This window comes from Nocardioides sp. (assembly GCF_016462705.1).
GTDB lineage: Bacteria > Actinomycetota > Actinomycetes > Propionibacteriales > Nocardioidaceae > Nocardioides.
On sequence record NZ_JAEMSS010000002.1, the window covers coordinates 50,531 to 57,690 of the forward strand.

8 protein-coding genes, 1 tRNA gene and 1 pseudogene are annotated in these 7,160 nt (G+C 70.9%); 3 read left to right on the plus strand and 7 right to left on the minus strand.

Annotation, left to right across the window (positions count from 1 at the left end):
* Window positions 1-8 precede the first annotated feature (8 nt).
* Window positions 9-983 (minus strand): SDR family NAD(P)-dependent oxidoreductase, encoded by a 975-nt coding sequence (locus tag JHD21_RS00550; RefSeq protein WP_292670794.1) that lies wholly within the window; start codon window positions 981-983, stop codon window positions 9-11.
* A 117-nt stretch (window positions 984-1,100) separates the two neighbouring features.
* Between JHD21_RS00550 and JHD21_RS00555 the strand changes: the two genes are divergently transcribed.
* Window positions 1,101-1,448 (plus strand): hypothetical protein, encoded by a 348-nt coding sequence (locus JHD21_RS00555; RefSeq protein ID WP_292670795.1) that lies wholly within the window; start codon window positions 1,101-1,103, stop codon window positions 1,446-1,448.
* 45 nt (window positions 1,449-1,493) lie between these two features.
* Here the strand turns inward: JHD21_RS00555 and JHD21_RS00560 are convergent, their stop codons facing one another.
* The 6 genes from JHD21_RS00560 to JHD21_RS00585 all read right to left on the minus strand — a co-directional run bounded on the left by JHD21_RS00560 (window position 1,494) and on the right by JHD21_RS00585 (window position 6,119).
* A complete protein-coding gene (locus JHD21_RS00560; protein ID WP_292670796.1) occupies window positions 1,494-2,135 on the minus strand; it encodes a hypothetical protein in 642 nt (213 codons plus the stop codon).
* Between the two features lie 161 nt (window positions 2,136-2,296).
* Window positions 2,297-3,310, minus strand: coding sequence for an NADPH:quinone reductase (locus JHD21_RS00565; RefSeq protein WP_292670798.1), 1,014 nt, complete (start codon window positions 3,308-3,310; stop codon window positions 2,297-2,299).
* Window positions 3,311-3,392: 82 nt separating this feature from the next.
* Window positions 3,393-3,677 carry a winged helix-turn-helix domain-containing protein gene (locus JHD21_RS00570; RefSeq protein ID WP_292670799.1) on the minus strand — a complete coding sequence of 95 codons (285 nt, stop codon included), beginning with the start codon at window positions 3,675-3,677 and terminating at the stop codon, window positions 3,393-3,395.
* Between the two features lie 65 nt (window positions 3,678-3,742).
* Window positions 3,743-4,798, minus strand: coding sequence for a hypothetical protein (locus tag JHD21_RS00575; RefSeq protein WP_292670800.1), 1,056 nt, complete (start codon window positions 4,796-4,798; stop codon window positions 3,743-3,745).
* Window positions 4,795-5,784: a TerC family protein gene (locus JHD21_RS00580; protein WP_292670802.1), complete on the minus strand. Its 990-nt coding sequence runs from the start codon at window positions 5,782-5,784 to the stop codon at window positions 4,795-4,797. The genes JHD21_RS00575 and JHD21_RS00580 overlap by 4 nt, the downstream gene beginning before the upstream one ends.
* A 251-nt stretch (window positions 5,785-6,035) precedes the next feature.
* Window positions 6,036-6,119, minus strand: a tRNA-Leu gene (locus JHD21_RS00585).
* A 198-nt stretch (window positions 6,120-6,317) separates the two neighbouring features.
* Between JHD21_RS00585 and JHD21_RS00590 the strand changes: the two genes are divergently transcribed.
* Both JHD21_RS00590 and JHD21_RS00595 read left to right on the plus strand, forming a co-directional pair.
* Window positions 6,318-7,064 carry a DUF3662 and FHA domain-containing protein gene (locus JHD21_RS00590; protein ID WP_292670804.1) on the plus strand — a complete coding sequence of 249 codons (747 nt, stop codon included), beginning with the start codon at window positions 6,318-6,320 and terminating at the stop codon, window positions 7,062-7,064.
* Window positions 7,057-7,160 (plus strand): annotated as a pseudogene (locus tag JHD21_RS00595) (FHA domain-containing protein); the annotation flags it as partial. The gene JHD21_RS00590 and the pseudogene JHD21_RS00595, both read left to right, overlap by 8 nt.

Genomic DNA, 7,160 nt, shown 5'->3' on the forward strand with positions numbered 1-7,160 from the left:
CCAGTGTGTCACCAGGTCGCGGGGGTGCTGGTCGTCTCGCTGACCCACAGGAGGAAGCGGCGGACGTCCACGGGGTCCGGCCCGCCGCGCCGTCCCATGGTCACCGGGCGCTGCGCCCGGTCGTGCCAGAAGTGCGGCGGCTCAGAGGAGGGGCGTGTGGCGACCAGCCACACCGCGGTGTCGGCGCCGTCCTCGGAGTCGCGCAGCACCGGCTTGGTGATCATGTTGAACGTCGGCAGGTGCGTCGCCACTCCGGGCGTCCCCACCCAGCCCGGGTGCATGGACTCGACCCGCACGTCCTGAGCGGCCAGCCGCCGCGCCCAGGCGTCGGCGATGACCACCTGCATCCGCTTGGTGCGGGCGTAGGCGCGGACGCCGTTGTAGCCGCCCTTGTCGACGCCACGGGACTCGTAGCCGTCCACGTCCGCGGGGAGCCGGGCGCTGTACATGCCGCCGCTGCTCATCCAGACCACGCTCGCGCCTCCCGCCGCGGCCAGCGGGTTGTGCAGCAGCTCGCTCATCACGTGCGGACCGAGCACGTGCACGGCCAGCCCGAGCTCGTGGCCCTGCGGGCTCTCCTCGCGCTTCTCGGTCATCGTCCCGGCGTTGTGCACGAGTCCGTGCAGCGCGGGCACCCGGCCGGTGAAGTCGGCGGCCCAGCCGCGCACGGCGTCCAGGTCGCCGACGTCACAGACCTCCTCGACGACCTCGGTCGCCGGCTTGTCGAGCCGCAGCTGCCGGGCGACCTCGGCCAGCTTGTCGCCGTTGCGGCCCAGGACGTGCACGGAGGCCCCGAGGTCGGCGAACGAGCGGGCCATCGCCTCGCCGATGCCGGAGGTCGCCCCGGTGACCAGCACCCGCTTGCCCGCCAGCGCCCCCGGCTCCGGGTCGGCCGGCCACCACCGGCGGCGCAGGGCCGAACCGACCTTGCTGTAGCCGAGCACCACGGAGCGGTCGAGCGCACGGTCGAGGAGTCGCGTCATGCCCCCAACAGTGGCCGAGCGTGCCAAGGCCCGCCGCGGGTGGAGCGGTGAGGCAGCGCCCGTTGTGGGCAACGGAACAGGCCCACACCCACCGCTTCCCGGTCGCAACCTGGGACGATGGTCGTCGTGGAGCAAGCCCCTACGAAGCGTGCCCGGCACCTGATGGACCCGGCCAACCCGGTCCGGCAGGTCAACGACCGGTCGCTGACCCGGGTCCAGCGCACCGTGGCCTCGGTCCTGGCCACCACGACGATCCTGCACCTCTCGGCCGGCCTGATCATCGCCGCGGTGTTCATCGACGACGAGTTCGTCGCGGCCCGGGTGGGCCTCAACCTGATCGCGGGCGCCTTCGCGGTGATCGCCGTCGGCGTCGGCTTCGCGATCCACGGTCGCAAGCCGTTGTCACCGTGGCTCCTGCTGGGGCTCGCCGTCGCCGCGATCGGCCTGGCGTTCACGTTCTCCTGACGGCGCCTTGCCGTTGCTGTCGATCTCCTGTGAGCCCGACCGTCGTCAGTAGGCGGCGCGGAACGTGATGCCCTCGAGGCTCACGAACGCGTTGCTGCCGCCGTTCTGCACGTAGGCCGTGCCGTTCCTGAAGACGAAGAAGCACGCCGGGACGATGTTGCCGGAGCCGCCAGCGCCGTCGGTCGACAGCACCGTGAACAGCGCGACGCCGACCGGCCGGTAGCCCTCGGGCAGCGTGAACGCTGTCCCGCGGAGCGTCCCACCCGACATTCCGCCGGAGAGGTGCACGATGCCGAGCGGGTCCTTGTAGAACCGGGCCGGGTTGTAGGCGAGGCCGTAGTCGTGCCAGCCGTTCTGGAAGGTGATCGGCTGCGGCGCCTCGGGCGCGGCGAGCTGCGGGCTCGGGTAGTGGCCGGTGAGCGCGCCACCCGCAGCGACGTCGGTGAGGCTGGCGTCGCTTCCCGCAGGGCCGGCGGGACCGACCGGGCCTGGGTTGCCTGCGAGGGCGGTGATCGTCTTCTTGCTGAGCTTCGCCTTGGTCACCGCTCGGTTCTTGAGCTGGGCGGTGCCGACGCTGTCCTTGGGCAGCACCACCGCGGCATAGCTGGTGCCGACCAGGGCGACGACCAACGCCAACAGTGCGACGACCAGGGCCAGCGAGGGGCGATAGCGGGGTGGCATCAGCATGGCGAAACCTCCATCGGGGTCTCATGCACTGCCGAGCTGCCGCACGGTGCTGCGCGGTCCCACCACCATCTCGCTCCGCCTGCCAGCCGGGTAGGGGAGGACGTCACGTCCGGGCGGCCCTCGAGTCCCGAGCGACGCGGGGATGGGCGAGGCCCGTCCGGTCACTCCTCGGACAGGCTGATGAGCACCTTCCCGACCGCGCCGCTCTCGACCGCGTCGTGCGCGGCAGCCGCCTGCTCCAAGGTGAAGTGGTGCAGGGGGATCCCGGCGGCCTCGCCCACTCGGAGAGCGCCGGCGGCGACCGCCGCCGTGACGTCCTCGGTCGCCGCACGCAGCAGTGCGGCGTCGAGGGTGTAGAGGATCAGGAACTGGAAGCGCAGGTTCTTCGAGAAGACCGACCGGAGCTGGACCGTCATCTCGTCGCCACCGTTGTTGGCGTAGATCGCGACCGTGCCGTGCACCTTGGTGACGGCGACGTCGAGGCCGATGTTCTCGGCCGGAGCGACCTCGACGACGAGGTCGACTCCGTCCGGTGACACCTCCCGGATCGCCGCTTCTGGCTCGCCGGCCCGGTAGTTCACGACGTGATGGGCGCCGGCGGCCGCCGCGAGCGACGCCTTCTCCTGGCTGCTCACGGTCGCCACCACCGTGGCGCCCGACCAGCGGGCCAGCTGGATCGCCGCGTTGCCGACCGCGCCCGCGCCACCCGCCACCAGGACCGTCATCCCGGACATCGAGCCGGGGCCGAGCCTGGACGGCCCGAGCTCGGCAGAGGTCAGCGCCCGGTGCGCGGTGACGGCGGGCACACCCAGCGACGCGCCGAGGTCGTACGACGCGTCGTCCGGCAGTGGGATGACCTGCGAGGACGTCTGCACCGTGTAGTCGGCCGCGGTGCCGTACGCCCGGTCGTTCTGGGCCAGCACCAGCCACACGCGGTCACCGACGGCCAGGCCCTCGACCCCGGGCCCGAGCGCGTCCACCACGCCGGCGCCGTCCTGACCGGGCGTGACCTCGGCGTGGACCAGCGGGCCCTGGCGACGTTTCCAGTCGGTCGGGTTGACGCCGGCCCGGACCAGGCGCACCCTGACCTCGCCCGGCCCCGGCTCGGGGAGGTCGCGCTCGACCAGCCTCAGGACGGAGGAGGGACCGGGCTCGGAGAAGACGACGGCGCGCATACGGCTAGCAAGCCTGGGGGCCGCCCGGCCATTCCCTGGTCGAGATGCTCCGCGTTCTTGCGCCTGTGGTGAACACCGACGGCTACCGCCCGTCCGACACGAGGTCCAAGAACTCCCCGAGGGTCACGTCCGCCTCGAGGTGGTGCCGGAAGTGCGCCCGCCGGACCACGGCGTACCGGTTCCGTCGGCCGACCTTCTCCTTGATCAGGTAGCCGTGTTCCACCAGGTCGCTCACGATCTGCTGGACGGCCCGTTCGGTGATCCCGACGGCCTCGGCGACGTCTCGCGTCCGGAAGCCGGGGTTCTTGGCCAGGCACACGAGCACGTGCCCGTGGTTGGACAGGAACGTCCAGCCGTCCCGCGTCATACGAAGAAGACTACGTGAGTTCGAGTTCACTGTCTCCGGTCGAGCGCGCCGATCGCCTGCCGGGGTCAGGGCCTCAGGACCGCGATGCCGCCGAACTCGTGCAGCTGCCCGTCCTCGACGAACGCGATCAGGTTGCCGTTCTCGAGTGCCAGCTCGAGGAGGTCGTCGATGAGGTCGTGGGACGCCGGGGCGGTTCCGGTCTCCGCGCGCGGGTGGACGTAGCCGTGCTCGACGACCAGGGTTCCTGGCGTGTAGCCGGCGATGGCGGCCTCGCAGTCGTCGAGTCCGGCGATCACTCGTCCGGGCGTGTCGGCTGCCGCCTCGCGGAGGGCGTCGAGGGTCTGCTGCCCGCGCCGGTGCAGGTAGTCCTCGAGGCGCAGTGCGGCGGCGGGGAAGAGGGTCGCCGGCTCGGCGGCCTCAGCCCCGACGACCTCGCCGGCGAGCCGCTGCAACGACCGGGCACGCCCCTTCAGCTCGGTCACGAGGTCGAGGTCACCGGCGAGGACCAGCGGGGCCGTATGCTCCGACCTCAACCGCGTCAGCCGGGCATCGACGCGGGCCACGAAGTCGCGCCGCTCCTCGGCCACCGCCTCCCGCCTGGCGGCCACGCCCGAACCGCCGCCGCTCCTCGGGATCCGCTCCACGGCATCGAGCACCGTGACCCGGTCGGACACCCAGAAAGCCCGGGCGCCGAACCCGTCCAGGCGGAGGACCAGGTGCGGTGGTGTGCGGTGCAGCGCCCGCAGCAGGTCACGGGTGGCGAACGTCGACTCGACGACGGCCTTCGCGTTGACCGGCACCGGCAGGGTCCAGGCTCTCGTCAGGCTGAGGTTGACGAAGAGGCCGAGGCCGCTGTCGGTGCGGGACTCCCTCGCCACGAGCGCCAGGCCCTCGAGCTCACTCAGGAGCTTGTCGCGACTGGTCACCTGACTGTCCTCCAGCTGCTGCTTGACCTGGTGCAGCAGTCTGCTGAGGAGACCCGCGTCCGCGTCGAGCATCCGCCGGGACGGTGTGGTGGGCAGCAGCACCGAGATGCACGGGTACCCGCGGGAGACCGTCAGGTGCGCCACGGACCGCGGGTCGACAGCGCTGATCGCGGTGCGCGTCGGTGCGGCGGTCATCGGCGACCCGCCGTCGTCGGCTCCAGGCCGTCCTCGGTGTCCGCCTCCGGCTGGTCAGCCGGCTCGGAGACGGAGGGGCGGCCCCGGGTGCGGTACAGGCTGAGGCCGACCGAGACCGCCAGGGCGAGCGCGATCGCGCTCAGGGAGAGCCAGATCGGGACCTTGTAGACGTCGAGCAGCAGCATCTTGACGCCGACGAAGACCAGGATCGCGGCCAGGCCCGCCTTGAGGTAGATGAACCGGTCGATCAGGTCGGCGAGCAGGAAGTACATGGCTCGCAGCCCGAGGATCGCGAAGGCGTTGCTGGTGAAGACCAGGAACGGCTCCTGGGTCACCGCGAAGATCGCGGGAATGGAGTCGACGGCGAAGATGATGTCGGTCGTCTCGACCATGACCAGGACGAAGAACAACGGTGTGGCGACCCACGTGCCGGCCTTCCTCACCCAGAACTTCTGGCCGTGGTACTCCTCGGTGGAGGGGACGCGTCTCCTGGCCCAGGCCAGGACCTTGTTGCGGGACAGGTCCATCTCGTCGTTGCGATGGGTGAACATCTTCCAGCCCGTGTAGACCAGGAACGCGCCGAAGATGTAGAGGATCCAGGCGAAGCTGCTGATCAGCACCGAGCCGCCGGCGATGAAGATCGCCCGGAACACCAGGGCACCGAGCACGCCGTAGAACAGCACCCGGTGCTGGTACTCCCGCGGCACCGCGAAGTAGGTGAAGATCAGCGCGAAGACGAAGACGTTGTCGACGGCCAGCGACTTCTCGATCAAATAGCCGGCGTAGTACTCGCCGCCGGCCTGGGCGCCGTACGCCCACCAGACGACGCCGCCGAAACCGAGGCCGAGCGCGACCCACACCGCGGACCAGGCCGCCGCCTCCCGGACACCGACCACGTGGGCGGTGCGATGGGCGAACAGGTCGATCGCGAGCATCGCGAGAATGACGGCCAGGACCGCGGCCCAGGCCCACAGGGGGACATCCATCGTCGGAACCTCCAACCGGCCCGCGCACGGGCTCCATTGGAGGTCTCCCCCGCCGCGACGAGCTGCGGCCGGTGCTCCGGGTTGGAACCGTCCAACCGAACTGACGAAGTCACCGTGGGTGGGGTACTCCCCTCGTGCGTTCCAGTATTCACGAAGAGCGCTTCGTACGTCAAGTCGCTGACCGGCGCACGTCGATGCGCTCCGAAAAGGACGAGGCCCCGGATCCGAGGACCCGGGGCCTGTCGCTCACGTGCGCGAGGGGGGAGTTGAACCCCCACGTCCTTTCGGACACACGGACCTGAACCGTGCGCGTCTGCCTATTCCGCCACTCGCGCGTGAAGCCAGGCAAGGTTAGCCCAGGGCCCGGACGGGCAACAAAAGACGGCCGAACCCCCGATCGCCGTGGTCTGCGTCATGCCTGCGGCCACGGGTACAGGGTTGGACGGGCCCGCCCCGATACAGTCGGGACGTTCCCGCCACCGTGCGGCGCTCAGGCCTGCCATCACCACCACCGACCCGGGGAAGGAGGCGACGTGGGCGGACTCCAACGATTCGAGCAGCGGCTCGAGAGCATGATCTCCGGCGCGTTCGCCCGTGCCTTCCGCTCGGCGGTCCAGCCCGTCGAGATCGCCGCCGCCCTCCAGCGCGAGTGCGACAACAACGCGCAGATCCTGTCCCGCGAGCGCCGGATGGTGCCCAACGACTTCCACGTCGAGCTCAGCACCAGCGACCTCGAGCGGCTGGCGCCGTACGACACCGCGCTGGCCGACGAGCTGACCCACCAGGTGCAGGACCACGCCGACGCCCAGGGCTACGTGTTCCCCGGTCCGATCGCGATCGAGTTCGAGCCGGCCGAGGACCTGGTGACCGGGCGGTTCCGGATCCGCAGCCGGGCCCAGGCCCGGGTGCAGAGCAACGCCACGCACACCCAGGTACGCCGCGCGCGGGCCGTGCTCGAGATCAACAACACCAAGCACCCGCTCACGCCGCCCGGCCTGGTGGTCGGCCGGGGCACCGAGGCCGACGTCCGGATCAACGACCCCGGCGTCAGCCGCCGGCACGTCGAGTTCGAGGTCCACAGCGTCACGACGGCCTCCGGCGCCCGCGACCTGCGCATCGAGGCCAAGGACCTCGGGTCGACCAACGGGATCCTCATCGACGGCCACAAGGTCACCCGGGCCGGAGTCCGCGACGGCAGCGTGGTCCGGGTCGGCAACACCACCATGACGGTCCGGATGGGCGAGGACGTGGACGACGGCCTGGGGGATGCCGATGTCTGAGCTGACCCTGTTCCTGATCCGGATCGCCTACCTCGCCATCCTCTGGATCTTCGTGCTGTCGGCGATCTCGGTCATCCGCTCGGACATGTTCGGTGC

What these genes read in the sequence shown, in the direction of transcription:
- JHD21_RS00565 (WP_292670798.1), bottom strand. Translation starts at nt 3,310, where the DNA reads ATGCGCGCCGTCGTCTTCTCCGAGCCCGGTCCCTCCTCCGTCCTGAGG.
- JHD21_RS00560 (WP_292670796.1), bottom strand. Translation starts at nt 2,135, where the DNA reads ATGCTGATGCCACCCCGCTATCGCCCCTCGCTGGCCCTGGTCGTCGCA.
- JHD21_RS00550 (WP_292670794.1), bottom strand. Translation starts at nt 983, where the DNA reads ATGACGCGACTCCTCGACCGTGCGCTCGACCGCTCCGTGGTGCTCGGC.
- JHD21_RS00580 (WP_292670802.1), bottom strand. Translation starts at nt 5,784, where the DNA reads ATGGATGTCCCCCTGTGGGCCTGGGCCGCGGTCCTGGCCGTCATTCTC.
- JHD21_RS00575 (WP_292670800.1), bottom strand. Translation starts at nt 4,798, where the DNA reads ATGACCGCCGCACCGACGCGCACCGCGATCAGCGCTGTCGACCCGCGG.
- JHD21_RS00570 (WP_292670799.1), bottom strand. Translation starts at nt 3,677, where the DNA reads ATGACGCGGGACGGCTGGACGTTCCTGTCCAACCACGGGCACGTGCTC.
- JHD21_RS00555 (WP_292670795.1), top strand. Translation starts at nt 1,101, where the DNA reads ATGGTCGTCGTGGAGCAAGCCCCTACGAAGCGTGCCCGGCACCTGATG.